The following is a 22,685-nucleotide window of genomic DNA, read 5'->3' as shown; positions in this document are numbered from 1 at the left end:
CATTTCGAAGCTATTTTACAAAATTCTTCTTTTTTCGCTAAAACGCTTCCGATAACGTCATTCTTTGAAAACAGGTATGTTTAAAATTGACTTGCATACATATGTGAATAATGAGTGCATATATAAATATTGCCCCGCTGACGTCACGACAAACAACTATTTTGGGCTTCATGCTAAGCGGTTTTATCGAAAAGGGGGTGACCTTTTCCCGCTGGATTAGGTACATGGGCTTGTGCGATATGCAAGGCCTGGTTATAACGCAGGCAATTTATACGAAAGGATTATTACACCCAGCCTAGCTGGCTCTTCCTATACGAAAATCCTAAGATAACGGATTTGGAAGAGATGGAAAGTAGGAAGCTAATCCATGGCTTTTATTCAGCGTTACGTAACGAACCAGACGGGGGCTGTCACCTTTATAGGGAATACACTTGGGCTGGCACGCTCTAATTCGGTAGGAGTGCCGGGAACAGCGACCAGCATTGGCGCGTTCATCACAACTAATACAGCCTCTCGCTTCGGTACGTATCCATTTGGCACGACTTCTACCTTTACCAGTAACTCATCGACAGCATTCCTTGTGCTCCCTGCGGGCAGTACGGTGCTGTATGCTGAGCTTATTTGGGGAGGAAGTTATGCCAACGGCAGTACCAATGTATTGTCCAGCACCAGCAACCCTGTCACATTTCAGACACCTGCTTTATCTACTACGGTCAGTCCTGAATCTGCAACATCGGTCAACGTCACTAGTCTCAGTACCTATGTGAGAACAGCGAACGTCACAAATCTGGTCATTCAAGGTGGCGCTGGTGCGTATACGGTCGGAAATGTGACGGGCACCATCACGGTTCCCGATTCCACCAACACCAACCATGCCGGCTGGACGCTGGCTGTGGTGTACAATAACCCGTCTCTGCCCTTCCGCAACCTGTCGCTACGTGTTGGTGGTGAAGGGGTCAGTACCGCTACAGGCTCGGTCAATGTAGTGGTGAGCGGCTTTGCCACACCTGTGCAGGGGACTTTGCGTGGTAGGGCGCTGATTAGCGCCCAAGAGGGTGACGTGGACATTACGGGTGACCGTGCGTTGTTTGGACCTACCACATCGAGTTTGACTGCGCTGTCTGGGCCTAATAATTTTTCGACTAATTTTTTCGCTTCCCAAATTAACGGAGACGACGGTACATTGGTCACGACGGGGACCTTCGGTACAACTAATGCCGTGAATGGAGCACCTGGAACGCAGGTCACGGGTGGACGGCAAGGTTGGGACATTACCAATGTCGATATTTCCTCCACGCTGCTCAATAGCCAAACCACAGGTGTCCTCCAGCTGACAACAAATGGTGACATTTACACTGTAAATGCCAATGCCATTCAAATTGATATCAATGCTCCACTGGTGACCCTGACCAAAACTGCCAGCTCTACAGGCTTGGTTATTGGCGATACTGTGACCTATACGGTTAACATTTCGAATACGGGGCTCGTCAGTGCTTCCAACACAGTACTTACCGATACCATACCAGCTGGGGCTACCTTCGTACCCGGCAGTGTTGTTGTCGCGGGCACAGCCCAGCCAACAGCCAATCCCGCTACAGGTATCACAGTGGGCAGTGTAGCTCCTGCTTCCACGGTGACCATTACATTCCGTGCAACCGTCACTTCATTGCCAGCAAACACCCAGCTGGGCAATCAAGCATCGGCATCCTTTTCCTTCCAAACCGTGCCTGGAGGACCTGTCATTTCTGGCAACGTTCCGTCCAACACTGCCAGTACACCAATCTACCAACCTGTTATTGGAATTGTTAAAAGTGCCAATACAACGGCTGCTACAGTTGGAGATACGATTACGTACACGTTTCAGATATCCAACACGGGCAGCATTGCTGCAAATCTCAGCTTTTCGGAGAGCATTCCCGCCGGATCATCCTTCATACCGGGCAGTGTGACCATTGGTGGTTCTTCCGTGCCTGCTGCCAATCCCGCTACTGGTTTTTCAGTAGGAACGATTAATACAGGTGCTACTGTACCCGTGACCTTCCAGGCCCTCGTCAACGCGGTTCCCGCCTCTGGTAATTTGACCGATCAGGCGGCTTACACGTATACCTTCACACCGCCTGACGGACGTATATTGAACGGAAGCGGGACGTCCAACACGCTCACCATTCCCGTATCCTCACCAAATGTGACCGTGACAAAAGCCTCTTCCCTGGCGGCAGCCGCAGTCGGAGAGACTGTTCAATTTACCATAACCGCCACAAACAACGGAATCGCCAATGTGACCAATGTAGTCGTTACCGATCCGCTTCCAAGCGGAGTTGCCTTTGTACCTGGTAGCGTCACCGTGAACGGAACTGCTTCTGCGACTGCTACACCTGTGAACGGTATTCCGATCGGCACTTTAGCTCCAGGCGCATCGGTTACGGTTGTATTTCGGGCAGCCATTAATTCTCTACCTTCTCCTGCACAAATCAACAATCGTGCAACTGTCAGCTTCACTTCCGGGGCCTTTACCGGATCATCTTTGTCCAATCTTGTAACCATACCTGTCGTTATTGCAGCGCCGACGATTACCAAAAGCGCCAGCTCCAACCGTGCCAGCGTTGGCGGGACGATTACTTATTCATTTCTCATCGCTAATACCGGAACAGCCGTATTAAACACGACCTTGACGGAAACTGTACCGACAGGCTCCACCTTTATTCCCGGAAGCGTCATTGTCGGCGGGTCCTCAGTGCCAGGCGCCAATCCTAATACGGGAATTTCAGTAGGCACCGTAAACCCTGGTGCACAAATTACAGTCTCATTCCGGACGACAGTGGATTCGCTACCACCCGGGGGTGGATTAAACGATCAGGGCCTGCTCCAATACTCATATCAGTTGCAAGACGGAAGAACCCTGTCGGGCTCGCTTCTCTCCAATATTGTTTCCGTATCGATTTCTCTTCCCAACGTAGCAGTAACCAAGTCTGCGGGATTCACATCCGTTAGTGTTGGCGAAACGCTGACCTACAGCGTGAACGCCGTTAATAACGGAATTGACCCCATCACAAACACCGTAATTACCGATCCACTCCCCGGCAGCGTGTCATTTGTACCCGGAAGCGTAACCGTCGGTGGTTCACCTGTGAGCACAGCCGACCCAAGAAGTGGCATTCCAGTCGGCACCATTGGCGCAGGCGCATCCGTGCAGGTGTCCTATGCTGTGCTGGTCAATGCCGTTCCATCCGTGCAGCCGCTGCAAAACACAGCCAGTGTCAGCTTCACCAGTGGTGCTTTTACCGGAACATCCCAGACAAATACCGTCTCTGTGCCGGTTTATCAGCCTCGTATCAGTGTGGTCAAATCTGCAAATACAACAGCAGCTACGATAGGCGACACGATTCTGTACACATTGTTAGTCACGAACAGCGGCAACTATAATGCTTCTGTAACGCTGACAGATGCTATTCCTGCCGGGTCCACATTTATGGAGAACAGCGTGGTAATCAATGGCGTTAGTCAGCCTGGAGCCAGTCCAGCAGCAGGTATTTTCATCGGAACCGTGTCGCCGCAAAGCCCTATCACACTGACATTCCAAACTGTAGTGGCTACCCTTCCAACACCATCCCAACTGACAGACCAGGCCACCGCCGCCATTTCCTTTACGTTGCCCGATGGGCGAGTGCGAACAGATAGCACATCGTCCAACGTGTTATCCATTCCTGTGTCTGCGCCGAATGTGTCCATTTCGAAGACTGCAGACCGTTCCACCGCCATTCCGGGTGATTCGGTGTTATACACCCTGACCGTACTCAACAACGGAATCCAGACCGTGAGCAATGTGGTCGTTTCCGATCCTATCCCGGCCGGCTCTCAATTCACTGCCGGTAGCGTAACGCTGAATGGCTTCACAATAGCCAGTGGAGATCCGTCTTTAGGTATCGTAATTGGGAGCATTGCCGCTGGAGGGGGAGCTACAATCACTTTCAGGGTAACGGTATCCTCTCCATTAACAAGTTCTCCGCAGCTCACCAATCAATCGCGTGCCAGTTACACCAGCGGTGCTTTTTCAGGCGTATCAGTATCTAACCCGGTGACGGTAGCCGTCAATGCCCCAGTGCTAACTGTCAGTAAAACTGTAGATCCCATACAGGCAACGGTTGGCGATATCGTAACGTATTCCGTGGCGGTGACCAACAATGGTAACATTGCTGCTGCTGCCACATTGACAGACAATATTCCCGCAGGCTCAACACTGGTACCGAACAGTGTGGTCGTCAACGGTGTTCCTGTTCCCGGTGCCAGTCCGGAAGCAGGTCTGTCTATTGGCTCCATTGCACCTGGAGCCGCGACTCAAACAACTTTTCAGGTGGTGATTACTTCCGTGCCTTTACCTCCCCAACTCACCGACCAGGCGAATATCAGCTTTTCCTTTCAACCGCCGGATGGCCGGATTGTTAACGGCAATGTCTCGTCCAATATTGTCACAATTCCTGTATCGTCACCCAATGTGCAAGTAAGCAAAAGCGCTTCGGTAGCTGACGCCGTTCCTGGGGATACGATAACCTATACCATTACAGCTACCAATAGCGGAGTCCAAACCGTGACGGATGTTCGGGTAAACGATACGATACCGTCGGGCTCCACTTTTATTCCTGGCTCGGTTATTGTAAATGGAACGACATTGCCGTCAGCCAGCCCCTTAACGGGGATTCCAATCGGTTCCATCGCTGCTGGTGCGTCAACAACCGTCACCTTTTCCGTGTCTGTCAACAGCCTGCCTGACCCACCTCAGCTGAGTGATCAGGCTACAGTTTCTTTTACCAGCGGTACACTGAATTTCACATCACTCTCCAACACAGTTGTCGTCCCTGTTTACCAGCCTATTGTCAGTCTTGTTAAAACTGCAAATACGAGTCAAGCAACGGTAGGCGACACCGTAGTCTATACACTCACTGCTCAAAATACAGGTAATCTAGCAGCGACCGCCACCTTCACCGATGCCATTCCATCTGGTTCCTCCTTTATACCGAATAGCGTCACCGTGAACGGTCAGCCTGTTGCTGGAGCCAATCCCCAATCAGGGGTACTGGTCGGAAACATTGCAGCGGGGGCTTCTGTCGCTCTTACCTTTCAAGTGGTCATTAACGCTGTCCCTGCTGGCCTGGGTCTGTTAAATCAAGCTTCGGCCACATTCACCTTCCAGCCACCTGACGGTCGCACATTAAATGGAAGCGCACAATCGAATCCGGTGTTCATTCCCGTATCCAATCCGAATGTCACCGTGACCAAAACGGTCAATCAGACCTCTGTAGCCTTCGGCGATACCATTACGTATACCATTAACGCAGCAAATAGCGGCATTACACCCGTAACAGGGACGGTCTTTATCGACCCGATTGCGGATGGCACTACTTTTATACCTAACTCCGTACAAGTCAATGGTGTCACTATACCGGGAGCCAACATCGCCACAGGCGTATCCGTAGGCACTATCCCTGCTGCCAGCTCAGTAACGGTCACCTTCCAGGCAACGGTAACATCCTTGCCAGCGTCAGGTTTGTCAACGGATCAGGCAACGGTCTCCTTTAATTCCGGGGCTTTCGCAGGTCAATCCGCCTCGAATCAGGTCAGCCTGCCTGTATTTCAGCCAATCTTGAATGTGACCAATACCCTCAGTGCAGATCGTGCAACCGTAGGGAATACACTTGGCTTTTTCATCACTGTAACCAATACCGGCAACGCGCCCGCAGAAACGGTCGTGCTTGATCTGTTGTCCAGCTCGCTTAGTCTGAATCAAAATAGCGTACTGGTCAACGGTTCGCCCATTCCCGGAGCAGACCCGATTACAGGCATTAATATCGGTTCGGTCGCCCCAGGTGCGACGGTAACCGTCTCGTTTAGCGCCGTGGTCATATCAGTACCACCTGGCTCCATACTAACCAACCAGGCAACTGTGAGCTACACGTTCCAATTGCCCGATGGACGAACGCTGAGCGGAAGCGGAGCGGCCCTGCCTGTATCCATTCCGATCTCGTCACCGAATGTAACAGTCACGAAGGCAGCTGATGTGGCTGTCGCTGTCGTGGGTGATTCTGTCCCCTATGTCATAACTGCGTTCAATAACGGACTCGATCCTGTTACTAGCGTAATCGTCACGGATACCATTCCTTTTGGAACCGCCTTTGTCCCGGGCAGCGTTACAATTAATGGTACGCCTGTTGTTACAGCCAACCCACAAAACGGTATTCCTGTCGGAACGCTTGGAGCTGGTGGCGGAGCTACCATTCGCTTTTTGCTTAACGTACAATCTCTGCCGTCGCCAGCGTCCATTACCAATGAGGCGACCGTAAGCTTTACTTCAGGTGCATTTAATGGATTTTCGGTATCCAATCCCGTTACCATCCCTGTGTATCAACCGATCGTCACTGTAACTAAAAGCGCGGGAACGGGAAGAGCTACGGTTGGAGATACTGTAACCTATACATTCTCCGTTACAAACTCTGGAAACATCGGTGCAGATACCGTCCTTAGTGATCCCATCCCGGCTGGGGCTGCCTTTATCCCTAATAGTGTAGTGATCAATGGCACCGCCGCACCTGGCTCAGATCCAAGTGTTGGGATTCCATTAGGTATCATAGGTGCAGCTACGACCGTCACTCTGACCTTTCAGGCAGTCATTACCTCACTGCCCGCATCAGGTACATTGGTCAATCAGGCGACCGCAGCTTACAGCTATCAGCCTCCAGATGGTCGTGTCCTGACTGGAAGTGCAGTATCTCCGTCCGTGACCGTCTCGGTCTCTTCGCCAGATGTGGACGTTATCAAAACAGCATCCGCTACAGATGCCGTAGTCGGAGATACCATTACGTATACTGTGATTGCTACGAATAACGGAATCAGTCAAGTCGTCAATGCCGTTGTATCTGATCAGCTGCCGCCCGGCACCAGCTTTGTTCCGGGTAGCGTAACCGTAAATGGAACTTCTGTACCTGCTGCGTCACCAAGCTCCGGTATCCCTGTAGGCACCATTGCAGTAGGTGGTTCGGCAGCAGTTACATTCCAGGTCTCCGTCGTTAGTCTGCCGCAGCCGCCGCAAATAACCAATCAAGCGACCGTTAGCTTTACTTCAGGCGCGTTGACCACGTCTTCGCAATCCGATCCGGTTACCTTGCCTGTTTATCAGCCGATCATCGGCCTGACCAAAACCGTCAATACCGTCAACACACAGATCGGATCAACATTGGTCTATACCCTGACGCTAACTAATACCGGAAATATTGCCGTTATACCTGTGCTGTCAGATAACATCCCCGCAGGTTCTGAACTACTGCCTAACAGCGTAGTCGTTAACGGCATCCTTGTCCCGGGAGCTTCGCCAGTTACAGGCATAACGCTCGGATCACTGGCCCCTTCAGGCAGTATTACAGTGAGTTTCCAAACCATCGTCTCGTCTCTGCCAACTCCACCTATATTGACCGACCAAGGGCAAGCGGACTTTACCTACTCACCACCTGACGGTAGAGTACTGAGCGGTTCTGTCACATCGAATACAGTCAACGTTGCTGTGTCTGCACCTAATATTCAGGTAATTAAAACATCCAGCCTGGCAGCCGCTGTAGTCGGAGATACGATCAGATATACACTGAGCATCACGAATAGTGGCGTGGATTCAGTCACAGATACTGTTGTAACCGATACAATTCCTGCAGGTACCTCCTTCGTTCCGGGCAGTGTCCTAATCGACGGAGTAGCCTTCCCTAATGCCTCTCCGGTTGCTGGAATTGCCATCGGAAACGTCGCACCTGGAAATACATTCGTCGTCAGTTTCCAGACAACTGTCCAGTCTTTGCCGCAGCCACCACTGCTCTCAGATATTGCAGCCGTCACGTTTACTAGCGGAACGTTCACTGGCACTGCCTTTTCCGATCCACTCATCGTACCTGTGTTCCAACCGTTAATTGCAATTACTAAAGCATCCAGCACTCTTAACGCCTCCGTCGGCGATACACTGACCTACACGATTACAGCCGTGAATAGCGGCAATATTGCAGCAGCGCTTACCATCAGTGATAGCATCCCGGCCGGATCGACTTTCCTTGCCAACAGTGTCAGCATTGCTGGCAGTCCGCAACCTGGATTGTCCATCGAAACTGGCGTTCCAGTTGGATCCGTGTTGCCAGGCGGAACGGTATCCGTAACGTTCCAAACCATTATCAATACACTGCCTAATCCACAGGTACTGGTCGATCAGGCATCAGGCTCATTCACTTTCCAACCACCAGATGGCAGAACTGTATCCGGATCTGCGGTATCCAATTCAGTTAGTATCTCTGTATCCTCACCAGACGTTAGCATTGTCAAAGGAACGGCGGCTACCGACGCCATTATTGGCGATATCATCACCTACACACTGGCTGTCTCCAACAATGGGATCAGTACAGCCAATAATATAGTGGTTTCAGATATGATTGCGGCGGGAAGCTCCTTTGTAAATGGCAGTGTTACCATAAACGGAACTTCCTTCCCTGATGGAAATCCTGGATTTGGTATTGCCATCGGTACGCTCGCTCCAGGAGCTGTTACTACTGTTACGTTCCAGGTTCGAGTCGATTTCTTGCCCACACCGGCACAATTAAACAATCAGGCATCCGTTAGCTTTACCAGCGGGGCATTTACTGGTAGCTCAACATCTAATGTAATAACCATTCCGGTCTTCCAGCCGATCCTGACAGCAGTCAAAACAAGCAATACCAATAATGCCACAGTCGGAGACATCATCACTTACACGATTGTCGTATCCAACACGGGTAACATTGCAGCCTCAACTACTGTAAGTGACAATATTCCGGACGGCTCTGTATTCCTTCCGAACACAGTCTCGATTAACGGCATTGCAGCTCCCGGTGCAAGTCCGGTTTCCGGCATCCCGACTCCAGCCATACCACCAGGACAATCGGCAACCGTCACTTTCCAAGTGCTGGTATCTTCCATCCCTGCAACCGTATTACTGGTCGATCAGGCTGAGGTAGACTATCGCTTTAATGCACCAGATGGGCGAGAGGCAGGCGGTTTCCATTTATCCAACATTGTTGAGGTTGCCGTGTCACCGCTAGACATCACATTAAGTAAAAGCGTAAGCTCACCTTTCGCCACTACTGGCGATACCTTGACGTATGAACTCGTGATCCTCAACGAGGATACGAATACCGTGCAAGATGCCCGTTTGCTGGATACTTTGCCAGAGGACATCGAGTTTATTACAGGTTCAGTTCAGATTAATGGATCTACGGTGGTAGAAAGCGATCCCGGCACTGGCATATCTTTGCCACCGTTAGAAGCGAATACCAAGACTGTCATATCCTTTGATGTCCGTATCACAGCGACAGAACAGCCAGGACCACGTACGAACCAGGCGCGTTTGTTACTCTCAAATGGTGAAGAAGCGAGTGCCGTTTTGTCCAATGCTGTCACCATTGCCTTACTTCAGCCTGTGGTGAAACTGACGAAAATAGCCAGCACGGAGAGCGTACAGCCAGGCCAAAGCATCACCTATTCCATCGTCGCAGAAAATACGGGAAATATCGGTGCCTTTGGCTTGTTAACGGACTCATTGCCATCGGAGCTTTCTTTTGTTCCCGGCTCTGTTTCGGTTAATGGAATCCCTCAATATGGGGTCAGTCCAGGGCAAGGCATTGCCCTAGGTACCATCGCACCAGGAGAAAAAACGACTTCCGTCTTCTCCGCGCTTGTCGTTCGTGCCTCCGAGTCTGGCACACTGGTGAATCAAGCTTCACTGGCTTACTCCTACCAGCTGCCGGACGGACGAAGCACGAATCTGGTAACTGCTTCACCTTCTATCTCGGTTAAAGTAGCCCCTACTGCTAAAGGAGCCTTGTCAGCTGTGCTACGCACAACAGTATCTACTGTCGCATTAGGCGATGCTGTGCCTTATCAGCTGACTCTTGTTAATGATGCAGGCTCAGTCATTACCGATGTAGTGTTAGCCGATTACGTACCGATTGGAACCATCATAAACCCGGACAGCTTGAAAATTAACGGTTCTCCACCTGCTTCTAGCAAGCCAGGTGAACCATTATTTATCGGCAGCTTACAGGCGGGACAGACAATGGATGTATCCTACAGCGTGAACGTTCAGTCTCTGCCTCTCGGAGGACGTCTAAACAATAGCGTACGGCTCCATTATGCTGGCAATGAGGGTGCGAGCGAGGTTACCAGCAACACCGTGACTATAACTGTTTTTGATCCACAGCTTGCCGCAAGTATCTCTACGGAAAATACGGAGGCCATCGCAGGAGAAAGCCTTACTTATACGGTACTGCTCAACAACTTTGGCAACGTAACATCCGAAGTTACACTGCAAAATTTCATTCCTGCCGGGACTCTATTGATTCCTGACAGCATACAGTTGAACGGTCAATCACTGTTGGGAACCGATCCTGCTGTCGGTGTTAGTCTGGGGTCTGTGGAACCTGGACAGTCATTGACACTGACTTATCAAGTGACCGTATCGGAGACGCCTCCATCTGGCTACATCGTAAATCAAGCTGCCTTTGCCTACTCGTTTATGTTACCTGGAGGAAGAGTCGTATCAGGGACATTGACTACGAATACCGTTACCATCCCAGTTGTATTCCCACTGCTCGAATTAGTTAAAAAAGTGAATACCACGGATGCCTCTGTAGAAGACATACTCACCTTCACCATTCAGATTACAAACAAAGGAGGAATTCCAGCACAGTATCCGCTGTTCACAGACCCGTTGCCGCATGGACTCATTTATGTACCCAACAGCCTAACTATCCAAGAAAAAGCACAGCCAGGCGCTAATCCCGCCGCAGGTATCACGCTTCCGGATATTGCACCAGGGGAGACGCTCACCCTTACGCTCCAGGCACAAATTCGTGAAGCACCAACAGAGGGAACATTCAGCAACCAAGCCACCATCGAATATACCTCACGTCGTAGTGGAGGAGAGACCATCCAGGAAACAACCCAAACCAACACCGTCGGCGTGACCGTTATTGCAGCCATCCCTAAACTTACACTTAGCTCCAGCGCTTTGCGTGTCGGGCAAGAAGATACCCTGTCCTTCACCGTCCATGTGGAAAACATCGGCAATACTCCGCTGGAAGAACTCTTGCTCACTGCACCATTTGCAGCCGAAGATTTCATTTTGTTGCGAACTGTCACCGTGAATTCTGTGCCGCTTCCGCATCCTAACCTGCTCCAAGGTATTCCGTTAGGTCGGCTTGACCCAGACCACAAAGCCGTTATCGTCTTTTCTTTCGACATCGAATCTGCGCTCCGCGCGTATCTGATCGCCCAGGTCATCCTGCGCTATCAATTCCGCTATCCAGACGGAAGCGTAGAGAAACAATCTGCCTCCTCCAATACCATTTTTGTGGAGATGGCTGACTTTGATGGTTCTCTAGAGTAAATGTTCTATTGTGTCGAGCTCCTTACCACTGGGTAAGGGGCTTTTTTATGTAATTAGAAAACATAAAAAAGCCCTGGAATATTTTCCAGGGCAGTTGCTAGCGCGTTATCCATTGCTAACCATCTTACCAATTATGTAGGTCGGCTATGCCGGGGATGATTATAATTTGGTTACGTTAGCGGCTTGTGGTCCACGTGCGCCTTCGACAATGTCGAACTCCACGTCTTGTCCTTCTTCAAGTGTTTTGAAGCCTTCTGTTTGAATTGCGGAAAAATGTACAAATACGTCGCCGCCGTCAGACGTTTCAATGAAACCATAACCTTTTTCTGCGTTAAACCATTTTACTTTACCTTGCATGCACTAACATTCCCTTCGTCATCAAATGAAGTGAAGCTCTCGCCCACATTTCCGACTATACCACCCAAAGTTATCCATTGTCAATTGGAATTGATAATGTTTTCATTCATAGTTATTCCAATTTTACAAAGCAATCTATTTCTATAGATTGAAATGGTATATTAGGCAAAAGAGTTTACTATACAAGTATAGTAAACTCTTTGTGAATGTTTGAAACTCCTAGGGAAAAAACATTGAAAATTTTTGTTATTTCTTTTTTACTTAATTATAGTAAACTACCGTTGGCTGGGGCTCAATTCCTTTTGCATAGTTGTAATTCAAGTTACTTACAAAATCAATTACTTTCTTTGTATCCAGATCATACACAAGAATGTCTGGATCTCTTAGCCATATCAATAAAATCCAGGCGTCTCGGCGTAGTTCTGCACTGGTGTCAACAAAAGAGGAACTGTGATACGGTGGATTGCCAGAACTATATGCAGATTCAAAATAGGTAAAAAGCGTATCTGCATTTAGAACAATCAAAACAGCATTATCAGAGCTTGCATAATTTGAAAAGTTGAATTCTCTTGACCATTCCAAATTCGGGTTTGCCACCGTTGTATTGGCAATTTGGGTCCCATTCACCTTAATATCTCCGTTTGGATACTCAATGACCGTTAGTAGGATGTTAGCTTGGCCGTCTTACCATTAATCGGTGTATCCGCTGGCGAGGCCGCATTCATGTGGATACTATAGCTTTCACCTACCGTTCCTGTGGAGGTAACACGAAGTCCCCAGTCCCCTGCTTTTAAGTCTGTAGCAAACTTCAATTCAGAGGCCTTTCCTCCAAAAACCCGTCAAACTTGCTGTTCCCGTGCTCCAATCAATCGAATACAAGTCAAATCTATAATTGGGATTACTGGATTTGATCTGAGCCAGAATGCTTCTATCCGTAGGTACGTTAAAGAACCAAAAATCTGTTGGATCAGTTGTCGTTAAAGAATCAGTGAAACTCATGAGGTCACCGTTCACATTGAAATTAGACATTAATGTAACCCGGCGATTGTTCACTTTAAGAGTCTCACCATATACAGCCTCAGTCGTGCTGGTAGGTTCCAGCATTTGAGTCGTACTGACCGAAAATGGCGTAGGGCTCCCCTTCTCCGTCGTACTTGATGAACTGGCCTCAACTGAGGCTGGAGCTATTGACATACTTAAAACTAAAATAGCTAATAAAATTCCAGAAAGATATTTTCCCCACTTCATAAACATCATCCCTTCTCAGAATATTTAAAATTATTCATAGATTGAAAATAATTCCTATGGATGATGTACTAATTCTATAACACGCTTAATTATTCTTTATTCTAAGGTTTCGTCTTAGACGATCTTACGTTGAATCTATGAACGAGCCTTGATCAGCACCCTCATCATACAAAGAGAGCACTGTCGGCAGGGGAAGCTAGGAAGGTTCATTGCACCTCTTCTTTCGAATCCCTCGTCCAATAATACCAACTTTCCATTTTTTGAATTCTGTAACCACACTTTATATATAAATTCAATGCATTGTAATTTCGACCTTGTGTTGAAACTACTAGTTGTTCAATCGGCCTGCTTTAGTTTATATAACTCATCCACTTTTTCAATATCAAAAATATGTGGATAACAAGGATATCTAGTATTTTCAAATAATCCAGTCATCCTATTTTGTATAACAGGAAAGTCATGTTCCGTCGCTAAGAGAACTTTTATTTTGTGCATTAGTATCTATTCTAGTCTCAAATGTTACTTTAGCATCCACTATACAAATCCTCTTACCATATGACACCTCCATTAGTAGTTAAGCTCTTTTATACTATGTTGATAGAGATGTCGAAGTATCTCGTATGTTGTCGCAACATAATAAATTACCGCCAGTTATTCAAAGACAGACCTTATTACGTCCTAAAATTAAATCCACTATTAAACTTTATTTTGAATATATAGACATTAATGTTTATACATCCCTTTTGTTCTTTTGTATTCTTGGTAAGTAAATCAACTCAAAGGAGAATATAAATGAAAAAGATTTTTATCCCACTCTTACTTTCCATGTTTTTTGCATTATTTATCGTTTCACCCACTTTTGCTGCTACAAGTATTGGGTCAGTATTAGTGCAACCCGAGCAAGGTTGGACAAGATATAATCACGACTCAAGTGAGATAACCTATTTAGGTGGAAAATGGACGCTGGATCCAAGTTCAAAATCTTATAATTCTACAATTGGTAATAAGGATACAGGTATTAAATTTAATTTTACCGGTTCTAAAATCCGATATATATCCACTACATGGTCATCTGGATCATCTAATACTGATGTTATAATCGATGGTCAAGTCGTTGGTAAAATTAACTTTGCTGGTCCTGAAGTGTACCAGAAAAAAATGATGTTTGAAAAAACGGATTTAAGTCCAGGTGAACACTCATTCGAATTGAAAAATAATGGTACCAACTATATTTTCTTCTACGGTGTGGACATTGAAGGAACTTTAAAACCATTCAATCTAATAAACCCAACTCCTGTGGACCCCGTGCCTGTAGATCCAACGCCAACACCAGATCCAACACCAAGTCCTAATCCTGATCCGTCTGAACCTACTGAGCCGACCGAACCAGCACAACCAACTGGCGACCGAGCTATTCTGACTGTAACCATGGACAATGGATTTGATAATGAATTTGATCTGAGTAAAAAAGAATTGAATGCCTTCATCACTTGGTATGACGCTAAAGATGCTGGTAGAGGTGCTTCATTCTTTGCCATTGATAAGCACAATAACAACAAAGGTCCATTCAGCAACCGTAAAGACTACGTAATCTTCAACAAAATCCTTACGTTTGAAGTAAGTGAGTATTCAACTAAATAATAAACAACAAAGGACTCCATAATGGTTACATACCAGCGGAGTCCTTTTCACATCTACTCTAAATTCAAACTGCTTACGGAAGAAATAATATCCGTTAATCACAATAGATTCCGGCGTTATTTTCTCAACTACTCCTCCGCAGTCTACAATCTCCTTCCTTTATATTCCTAAGAATTTCTTGTGCTGCATCCTCTACAACTGCCAAATTGTATCTATTCGCCAAATCTAAAATTTTATCCATGTCACAAGCTACTCCAGCATAAGCACGGAGACAATTGCTTTTGTTTTATCTGTGATCGCATTTTCTATAAGATATTCATTAATATTCATAGTATCAGGTCGAATATCCACGAATACAATCTTAGCTCCTCTTAAAACAAAGGCATTGGCGGTGGATACGAATGTATAAGAAGGCATGATAATTTCATCACCCTGTTGAATATCCAAGAGAATAGCAGCCATCTCCAGAGCATGTGTACAAGAAGTCGTTATTAATGTTTTTTACATCAAAAGTTCTTTCAAACCAGTTTGCACATAAACGCGTAAATTCTCCATCCCCCGAAAGATGTCCACTAGAAAATGACTTTTCAACACACTCTCCTTCTTTACCTACGATTGCCGGTACATTGAAATTTATCATTATCATCTCTCATTTCAGCAAATTATGTGGTGAAGCCCATGCAGCCTAATAAAAGTGTGGTGATTTAGTCATAGTCTCTATAATTTCTCTCATAACCTTTTCACTGTCAAAAATTTCATCCGCCCTATTTATCGCTACAGATCTTTCGCGTTCCCTAAATACAGGATTTTCCCAATTTTTTATAGATGTCTTTACATCATCAAAACTGTTAATATGATAGTACCCTCCTGTCATGTGAGCAACATCTCCGAAGGCATATGTAAAAACGGGTAGACCTTGCCGCAAACCAATGGCAGCAGAAGTACCGCCTCCAGATCGAACTGTGTTTAAATAAGCATCACAGGGGGTATGGTCATTACATTTCATATAGATCGTCTAGTTCTGTTAAAAAAGAATCGTTTAGCTCCGTATCAAGGCGATTACCCACTATGTCCAATACAAATTTTTCCTCAGCCAACCCCAATACTCTCTATCATTTTAGTCTGTGGATATGTATATTTATAAGTAAACACACTCTCAATAACGGATTCCCGAGACCTATTCAATCTGCTGTGCACAGTAGTTCGTTCCCGTTCACATCCTACAGATCACAAATACGATGACGTCCCTAGGGGAGGTAGACGTATACAGTCTATTCTATCCATCCAAAATTCTCTGTTGTCAGAAATCCCCCCTTCTCTTGTACTAAAAGCACCAACAAATCCATTCTTCACTAGAACTGGAGTTAGTTTGTCCAACATTAACTTTTGGTTAACTCCACCACCAAAAGCAGGCGTATACCAGATCGGGTTTATACCTAAAACACTCTTCATCCAATCTTTACAAGGGCCGATTTCAATATCATAAAATTCCTGTGGATCGCCATTGTAAGGAATATGATTATGAGCATGCACACCTATAGTCATTCCTGCCTGGCTCATTTCAACTATTTCTTCTGTACTTATATAAAAATCATTTATAAATTTTTGCTTATCGGGAAACAAGGACTGAAAAATAGACTCGAGAAAGATAGTTGCTTCCGTAACAGATAATTTAAAATTAAGCATAAATTTATTGTATCTGCGGAGTTTCTTCTGTTCATACTTATAGATTTGGCTCTCCTCTTCCACACCGCTCGTATCATATGCCTCACTCAATAATTCCCACAACTCTTCATCGGATTTGAAGGAGAGTACCGTGTGTACCAAATGAACTAATGGAACGTTACCTGTGAGGTGTGGACCAGACATGATTGTAAAATATGCAGGAATTCCTTTTCTTTTCAAGATGTCAAAAGCAACTGTATACTGATCTTTTGTACCATCATCAAACGTTAGTACACACCATGGTTCCGAGTTGGACTTATCAATCTCGTCTAACGAGATAATTCGATGTGTCTTGCTAATTAAATCTAGCTGTTCTTCAAAGTCATGGGGATGCATGGGAACAATCCCACCCCATCCTTTCTTCTCACGTACATAGTGGTACATCGCAGCAATATTACCCATTATCAATTCCACCCTTTAGGAAGTGGCCAAATGTTGGGACGATCCATATCTCCGTCAGTTTTAACAAGATATATGTCATTCACTTCCGTATTTTGAAAGTAACCTTCATTTTTTTTAATTTTCCATACAAAATTAATGGGATTAACACGATAACGAAAAGGCTGGAACAGGCCTGCCAATCCACATTCCTTTGGCGTGTAGTCTATATTTTGTTTTTTAAAACCGATGGATTCCAGAACATGCTCTAAACGATTTGAACTTAACTGAAAATCCGCCGCAACACACCCTTGGTCACGAGCCCATGACAAAACCCCAGATACCATCTCAATCAAACGATGATCTGCTATTCCTTCCCAAACCTCCGCATTAGCTGGGATGATTTCTATAATCCTTAATACTTTTGTGCCGTGGGTACTCCCCTCTGGAGCATATACTCGATCTAGACGTGCAATTACAATCCCCTCAGCAGTGGAATCACCGAAAAATAAATACTTATAGCCCGCACTATTTATATATCTCCATTCCCAAAAGGAGGCGCTACGGTACTGCGAAAGTGAGAATCGATGTTGAATACTTTTAATGTATAATTGCTCTAACTCCTCACCCGTAATATTGAGTATTGGGCTGTATGAATGTATCAATCTTTCCTCAACACCTGATATCCATTGTCCAATAACCGAATGATCGAATGAATCATTTAGTAGGTTAACATAACCGTTGGCGTCAAGCGGAATGATGTAACGGTTCAAATGATCTGAATACGAATACCCCATACGTTCATACATAGGTACCACTTGAAGATTACAACCTAAGGTCACGCACACCGAATTATACTTTTCAGCTTCTTTCATAAGCATAATGCCCAAGCCACTGTTTCTATACTTCTCTGATACAATCCACATGGCGAAACTGATACCTTTATATTGTTCTCCGTTAGAACTATACTCACTAGGAATGACCCCAAGGAACCCCTCAATACAACCATTGTCAATCAGCAGTAAACTTTCCGATAAACCATTCTCGTCAATCCGATACTGCCAATCAAACAATTCTTTGTTATAGATAGCATGCTCTGGGGACCAATTAATTCTCATAAACGCAACCAGCGACTCATAATCAGAATCTTTATATTTTACAATTTCCAATAGCTTTCCCTCCTTTTCACGCGTTATATTTTTCTACATAACATTTCGAAGAAAATATCAATTATGAATATTATTCAAAATATGCAAAATGCTTTGCACTGAATCTATATTAGCTATTTCATCAATGGGAATAGACACATTAAAATTAGCTTCAAGTTCCATCACTAAATTCAATTGATTGAGCGAATCCCAATTTTCAAAGTCACTTTTTACCGATCCCAATGTCACTTTTTCGACAGACACATTCATAATTTTAGATATTATCGATTGAACTAACTCAAATTTATTCAAAAAGAGCACTCCTTAAGTAAGATATGATGAGGTAAGAATATCTCTCCTAGATCTAATTCATTGTTTTTGGATACATCCCTATACTTCTTTGAAATAAAGTCATAAAAAGGTTTATTCTTTTCTGTTTTTATATACATACCCTTAATACTATGGGGGGAAAAATGCTTGGTAACTAAATAAAGCATTGCTTCCTCAATTCCCTTGCCCATGACACGACAACTCATAACAAAATCATGGATTTCAGCCTGACCTTCATCATCACATGAAACCGAAATCAGTCCTGTATAACCTGCATTTCCAAATTTGTCTTCCACTTCAAATAAGATTGCATGATTATTCGGCAGTTCACTCCAGGACCAATACTCTTCAATCGTAAACCTGCGGGTTGCCATGTTAAACTGATTCGTTTTATTCATTAACTGGACAGCACGTGTTAGCAATAATTTATTCAATTTATGTGGAGTCAGCTTAATTTCAAGTGAATGTAGCCATTCTTCCAATGATTCTACGTTTAACTTTATCGACTCTCGCTTTTGCTCCTGTTTGAACCAGTCTGTTCGTTTACGATCCTCCAACGTTATAGCAGGAGTCTCGAAACAATCCAGTTGGCTAATAAAAACAGGGTATTGGGTAACATCAATAGGTAGGTCAGGTACATATACTTCTGGAAGAGCCTGCTTGATACGATCTCTTTCAGATGGATTATCGTCTAGAAATACAACAGATTGCAGACCTAGGTTGAGCTCCTTTACAATTTCAACCACATTGGCAGCCTTGTCGTTCCAGTTGATTCGAATTGAAGAAAAGTCCTTTTTTCTCAGAATCATTTCCGGATGCTGTTCTATCATTTCTAGTGCTATCGGTTCGCTGTTTTTACTGCATATAGCCAGGATGACACCTCGGTTACTCAATCTGTGCAATTCTTGCTGAAAAAGCTTGAAACTCTCACCGACGGGATCAATCCCCCCCAGTTTGATGTTGTCAATACCATCGTCACCAATCACGCCACCCCAGAGTGTATTATCCAGATCACAGATAATTAACTTTTTACTTTGTCCGTATAGACCACTAATGATTGATTTTAGCTCATTGGATACAAAGAGAAAAAAATCGCGAGAGAACTGAATTTTCCCAAGTGCATACATTTTAGCATCGTAGCTTTTTTGCTGGATTGCTGCATACCAATAGCTAGAATCAAGAATGATAACATGCTCGTGCTCTTGTAGTCGTTCTGAAAGACGTAGATTCATTTGCATAAGTACATTGCTTAATCCTACATTGTGCTTTAATGTCATCGATTGTATCCAACGGTAATGAGGTGGGAGGGACCAAGACACAACAAAAATATGTTTTGCTTTTCCCTCAGCCCTGATAATAAGCTCGCAAAATTGATCGACTTCATTAAGAACATCACCGATATTAATTTCCTTATACTCCAGCAGTTTATTAAAAGAAGGAATTACTTTCTCAGGACTTGTCCATAAAAGCAACATATCCTTTTTTTCCGACCATACGGAGTGATCAGAATTCATAAGAACCTGATTTACTTGATTATAAGGAGCTTCTGTCACTTCTAACGTCAAATCTTGATAAGATCCCTCTAGAAAACGAACCATCGGATTTAGATTAGAATCAGAGAGGATTAATAGTTTATTTTTTCTCATTTATTTTCTCCCCCATAAATCAAGGTTCAACTTACTTCATAATGGCGACACTACCACATAAGTCACTTATAGGAGTGTACTTAACACCATGTTCTCTACAATACTCTCTAACCGCCTGTTTTACACCATGAAATCGAGTACTGTTGTAGTCATGGATTATAATATATCCCCCATCTGACATCTTAGGATAGAAAAATTTTAATCCTTCGAGAATAGGCTGATACAAATCAACATCCAAACTAACAAATGCAAAAGTTTCATTCACGTCACTTGCTGATTCTGGAAAATACCCTTTTTTCACAATACAATTTTCTTTATACATCATTTTATTCAGTACTAAGTTCACATCCGAATTGCAAAATTCTCCTGCAACCGAGTTCGAAAAATCACCTTTATTTTCGTTATCAATATCCTTCTGGTCAAAACCGCTAAAGGTATCAAATAAATATAGTTGACGATCAGGAAAAACCCGGTTAATATACTTAGAAAATTCCCCTTTAAACACACCGAGCTCTGCTACACTTCCCTTTACTCCGCACTCATTTATTTCATCAGCAATTTGCCGTAATAGAGCCAGCCTAGTATCAAATTTCAAACTCATAAAATAGTCAATAATTTTTTCCTTTTCAATCGACAACTCTTCAGTTAGCTGTTTATACACTGATTCTCCATGAATATTCGCTATAATTACATAATCGAATACAAGCTTACAAATTTCATTAGGAGCAACGACCGGTTTGGACAAAAATTTCGAGCCTTGTTTAGATCCATCATTGTCTGCAAATGCGATAACCTCGAATTCATCACTTAATAGATAATGAACACGAAGTCCTCCGTCACCTGCACCAAAAATAACTACCTTTGCTTTATCAATCAAATTCTACACCTCTCCCGAAATAAGCATCATAAACATAATGACTGAATAAATGCTCTTTTTATGCAAAACATAGCTGTGCTAATTGAGTTCAATATTATATTCATCGAAAAAAGGCCTTCATTTGATTAATAACAAAACTCTGCTCATCCACCGACATATTTGTTCCAGAGGGCAAACAAACTCCTTTTTCAAATAATATTTTGCTAATATCCAAGCCACCTTCATGAGCATAATACACGGCATCTTTAAAGAGTGGTTGCAGATGAAGCGGCTTCCATACTGGTCGAGATTCAATATTATCTTTTCCTAAATAACCTATTAAATCACTAACGCTTGTACCAATAATTTCAGGGTCTATTATCATTGTTGTCAACCATCGAGTAGACTTACCAAAACTCTTTTCCGGCATAAATTGTATTCCATCAATTCCTGATAGCTCATAGCTATACTTTTCAAAAATTTCTCGTTTCTGTTGAATGCGTTCGTCCAACACACGAAGCTGCCCTCTCCCTATACCAGCTAGGACATTACTGAGACGATAATTGAAGCCTACATCCTCATGCTGATAATGTATCGCCTTTTCCCTCGCCTGAGTTGCGTAATGTCGCGCTCTACTTAGTGCTTCTAAATCATCTGAAACCAGCATGCCCCCACCTGAAGTAGTAATAATTTTATTTCCATTAAATGAAAGAATGCCGAATTTCCCAAGCGTTCCACTCATTTGCTTGCCGTAAGTTGCTCCGAGTGATTCCGCAGCATCTTCTACAATTGGCACCTCGTAATAATCACATATTTTTTTCAACCGATCGTAGTCTGCACTCTGCCCATACAAATTGACTATAACTACAGCTTTAGGTTTCTTTCCCTTATCTGCATAAGTCTTGAATGCTCGCTCTAGTGCCTCAGGGGACATATTCCAGCTGTCTGGTTCCGAATCGATAAAGACAGGAATTGCACCTTGATATAAGATCGGATTAGCACTGGCAACAAAGGTAAGAGAAGAACAAAAAACAATATCATCCTTTTCCACACCAAGCAATATCAAAGACAAGTGAATTGCTGCTGTTCCAGAACTTAGGGCAACTGCGCCTCCACATCCTAAGTAATTTGCCACCTCTGATTCAAAAGCGTCTACATTTTTACCCAAAGGTGCAATCCAATTCGTTTCAAAGGCCTCTGCGATATATTGTTGTTCAAGCCCGCCCATATGCGGTGAAGATAAATAAATTCTATCTCTATTGGACATTTTGTTTCATTCCTTATCCTTATAGGTTTTTTATTACTTTGGCCGGACAACCCACAGCTATGACGTTCTCTGGCAAATCGCGGATGACACATGAACCGGCACCAACGATGGTATCGCACCCTACACGAATACCAGGTATAAGACTTGTACCTATTCCGATATGAGCACAGCACCCGATCTGAACTCCACCTGCCATATGTACACCTGGGGAAATATGCACGAAGTCTTCTATTCGGCAATCATGATCTATAGTAGCCGCCGTATTAACAATGACATGCTCTCCAACGTATGCGTCAGCGTTAATTACAGCATTAGGCATGACAACCGTCCCCTCGCTAATGAATGCGCTGGGTGCGACTACAGCGCTTGGGTGAACAGCAGTACCAAATTGGACTGAAGCAACTTTTAATTGACTTACAATCTTCCTTCTGGTTGTATTATCTCCGATTGCCACAACGAACAGCGCCTCTGGATACAGAGATAATAGTTGAGCAATCTGATTACGGCCCCCCAAGATCGGCAATCCGTTCCATGCTTCTTCTTTACAATGGTCATCCAGAATACCAATGATTTCTTCACCACAGGACCGTAAAATATCCACGATAACCTTGGCATGCCCTCCTGCTCCAAAAACAATATAGCTCAA

Annotated in this window: 13 protein-coding genes and 1 pseudogene; 2 read left to right on the top strand and 12 right to left on the bottom strand. The window is 44.5% G+C overall.

Going from position 1 to position 22,685, the window contains the following annotated elements; translation table 11 throughout:
- Nucleotides 1–367 precede the first annotated feature (367 nt).
- Nucleotides 368–11,443 (top strand): DUF7507 domain-containing protein, encoded by an 11,076-nt coding sequence (locus BM358_RS23935; RefSeq protein ID WP_028542133.1) that lies wholly within the window; start codon nucleotides 368–370, stop codon nucleotides 11,441–11,443.
- A 159-nt stretch (nucleotides 11,444–11,602) separates the two neighbouring features.
- Here BM358_RS23935 and BM358_RS23930 read toward each other — a convergent pair whose 3' ends face one another.
- The 4 genes from BM358_RS23930 to BM358_RS27030 form a co-directional block, all read right to left on the bottom strand.
- The gene (locus BM358_RS23930; protein ID WP_013312263.1) at nucleotides 11,603–11,800 is read right to left on the bottom strand and encodes a cold shock domain-containing protein; all 198 of its coding nucleotides are present in this window, start codon (nucleotides 11,798–11,800) and stop codon (nucleotides 11,603–11,605) included.
- A 261-nt stretch (nucleotides 11,801–12,061) separates the two neighbouring features.
- The gene (locus BM358_RS27040; protein WP_256253395.1) at nucleotides 12,062–12,427 is read right to left on the bottom strand and encodes a hypothetical protein; all 366 of its coding nucleotides are present in this window, start codon (nucleotides 12,425–12,427) and stop codon (nucleotides 12,062–12,064) included.
- Between the two features lie 32 nt (nucleotides 12,428–12,459).
- Nucleotides 12,460–12,612, bottom strand: a complete 153-nt coding sequence (locus tag BM358_RS27035) for a hypothetical protein (RefSeq protein ID WP_231517226.1) — start codon at nucleotides 12,610–12,612, stop codon at nucleotides 12,460–12,462.
- A gap of 1 nt (nucleotide 12,613) precedes the next feature.
- The gene (locus BM358_RS27030) at nucleotides 12,614–13,048 is read right to left on the bottom strand and encodes a hypothetical protein (protein WP_226887713.1); all 435 of its coding nucleotides are present in this window, start codon (nucleotides 13,046–13,048) and stop codon (nucleotides 12,614–12,616) included.
- A 792-nt stretch (nucleotides 13,049–13,840) separates the two neighbouring features.
- Between BM358_RS27030 and BM358_RS23915 the strand changes: the two genes are divergently transcribed.
- On the top strand, nucleotides 13,841–14,689 hold the full coding sequence (locus BM358_RS23915; RefSeq protein ID WP_028542134.1) for a hypothetical protein: 849 nt from the start codon (nucleotides 13,841–13,843) through the stop codon (nucleotides 14,687–14,689).
- Between the two features lie 124 nt (nucleotides 14,690–14,813).
- On the opposite strand, the pseudogene BM358_RS27220 reads toward BM358_RS23915, so the two are convergent.
- The 8 genes and pseudogenes from BM358_RS27220 to BM358_RS23870 form a co-directional block, all read right to left on the bottom strand.
- A pseudogene (locus tag BM358_RS27220) lies at nucleotides 14,814–15,151 on the bottom strand (aminotransferase class I/II-fold pyridoxal phosphate-dependent enzyme).
- Between the two features lie 765 nt (nucleotides 15,152–15,916).
- Nucleotides 15,917–16,816 (bottom strand): polysaccharide deacetylase family protein, encoded by a 900-nt coding sequence (locus tag BM358_RS23900; protein WP_028542137.1) that lies wholly within the window; start codon nucleotides 16,814–16,816, stop codon nucleotides 15,917–15,919.
- Nucleotides 16,817–16,818: 2 nt separating this feature from the next.
- Nucleotides 16,819–17,961 (bottom strand): GNAT family N-acetyltransferase, encoded by a 1,143-nt coding sequence (locus BM358_RS23895; RefSeq protein WP_028542138.1) that lies wholly within the window; start codon nucleotides 17,959–17,961, stop codon nucleotides 16,819–16,821.
- Between the two features lie 57 nt (nucleotides 17,962–18,018).
- Nucleotides 18,019–18,261, bottom strand: a complete 243-nt coding sequence (locus BM358_RS23890; protein WP_254348531.1) for an acyl carrier protein — start codon at nucleotides 18,259–18,261, stop codon at nucleotides 18,019–18,021.
- Nucleotides 18,249–19,916 (bottom strand): HAD-IIIC family phosphatase, encoded by a 1,668-nt coding sequence (locus BM358_RS23885; RefSeq protein WP_028542140.1) that lies wholly within the window; start codon nucleotides 19,914–19,916, stop codon nucleotides 18,249–18,251. The genes BM358_RS23890 and BM358_RS23885 overlap by 13 nt, the downstream gene beginning before the upstream one ends.
- Before the next feature lie 31 nt (nucleotides 19,917–19,947).
- Nucleotides 19,948–20,793 carry a TylF/MycF/NovP-related O-methyltransferase gene (locus tag BM358_RS23880; RefSeq protein WP_028542141.1) on the bottom strand — a complete coding sequence of 282 codons (846 nt, stop codon included), beginning with the start codon at nucleotides 20,791–20,793 and terminating at the stop codon, nucleotides 19,948–19,950.
- 100 nt (nucleotides 20,794–20,893) lie between these two features.
- Nucleotides 20,894–22,039: a DegT/DnrJ/EryC1/StrS family aminotransferase gene (locus tag BM358_RS23875; protein ID WP_028542142.1), complete on the bottom strand. Its 1,146-nt coding sequence runs from the start codon at nucleotides 22,037–22,039 to the stop codon at nucleotides 20,894–20,896.
- Between the two features lie 19 nt (nucleotides 22,040–22,058).
- A complete protein-coding gene (locus BM358_RS23870) occupies nucleotides 22,059–22,685 on the bottom strand; it encodes an acetyltransferase (RefSeq protein ID WP_028542143.1) in 627 nt (208 codons plus the stop codon).

This window comes from Paenibacillus sp. cl130 (assembly GCF_900116035.1).
GTDB lineage: Bacteria > Bacillota > Bacilli > Paenibacillales > Paenibacillaceae > Paenibacillus > Paenibacillus polymyxa_B.
This window is presented reverse-complemented; position numbering and strand designations above follow the sequence as displayed.

Bases quoted from the DNA above. Each gene is read 5' to 3' on its own strand.
- BM358_RS23935 (WP_028542133.1), top strand. From the start codon at position 368: ATGGCTTTTATTCAGCGTTACGTAACGAACCAGACGGGGGCTGTCACC.
- BM358_RS23930 (WP_013312263.1), bottom strand. From the start codon at position 11,800: ATGCAAGGTAAAGTAAAATGGTTTAACGCAGAAAAAGGTTATGGTTTC.
- BM358_RS27030 (WP_226887713.1), bottom strand. From the start codon at position 13,048: ATGAAGTGGGGAAAATATCTTTCTGGAATTTTATTAGCTATTTTAGTT.
- BM358_RS23915 (WP_028542134.1), top strand. From the start codon at position 13,841: ATGAAAAAGATTTTTATCCCACTCTTACTTTCCATGTTTTTTGCATTA.
- BM358_RS23900 (WP_028542137.1), bottom strand. From the start codon at position 16,816: ATGGGTAATATTGCTGCGATGTACCACTATGTACGTGAGAAGAAAGGA.
- BM358_RS23885 (WP_028542140.1), bottom strand. From the start codon at position 19,916: ATGAGAAAAAATAAACTATTAATCCTCTCTGATTCTAATCTAAATCCG.
- BM358_RS23875 (WP_028542142.1), bottom strand. From the start codon at position 22,039: ATGTCCAATAGAGATAGAATTTATTTATCTTCACCGCATATGGGCGGG.